Annotated in this window: 1 protein-coding gene and 1 pseudogene; both read right to left on the bottom strand. The window is 62.2% G+C overall.

Annotated features, from left to right (window positions below; translation table 11 throughout):
* Window positions 1-461 (bottom strand): annotated as a pseudogene (locus tag IB248_RS30925) (heme lyase NrfEFG subunit NrfE); the annotation flags it as partial.
* Window positions 458-606 (bottom strand): cytochrome c maturation protein CcmE (locus tag IB248_RS30920; protein ID WP_192242244.1); only part of this gene is annotated, 149 nt, incomplete at its 5' end. The pseudogene IB248_RS30925 and the gene IB248_RS30920, both read right to left, overlap by 4 nt.

Raw genomic sequence — 606 nt, 5'->3', positions numbered from 1 at the left:
GGGGCCGGATCCAGCCGCATGAAGGGATTGGAGGTCAGCAGGATGAACAGGATGAAGGCGACCGATATCCAGGCCTGCACGGCGAGCACGTTTGCCCGCAGCGTATCGGGCAAATTCCGTCCGAAGAGCGCGACCAGGGCGCTGAACAGCACCAGGATCAGCAGCCAGAGCATCATCGAGCCCTCGTGATTGCCCCAGACGCCTGACAACTTGAACAGCAGCGGCACCAGCGAATGGGAGTTCTCCCAGACGTTGGCGACCGAGAAGTCGGAGACGACGTGGGCGTAGGTCAGAACTCCGAAGGAGAACGCCACCAGCGCGAACATCGCCAGGGACCCGACCGAGGCCAGATCCATCATCGCACGGTCGAGGCGCCTTGCACCGATCACCGGCACGACGGAGACCACGAGCGCCGTCGCCAGCGCCAGGATCAGGGCATAGTGGCCGATCTCGATGATCATTGCGGTTCTCCCGCGTGCTGCCACAGCCCCTGCTCTTTCAACTTGTCGGCAACTTCCTTCGGCATGTATTTCTCGTCGTGCTTGGCGAGTACCGTATCGGCGACGAATTCATGGCTCGCCCCTTCGAACCGGCCTTCGGTCACCA

Origin of the sequence: Rhizobium sp. RHZ01, from assembly GCF_014851595.1 — a bacterium.
Taxonomy (GTDB): Bacteria; Pseudomonadota; Alphaproteobacteria; order Rhizobiales; family Rhizobiaceae; genus Rhizobium; species Rhizobium altiplani.
This window is presented reverse-complemented; position numbering and strand designations above follow the sequence as displayed.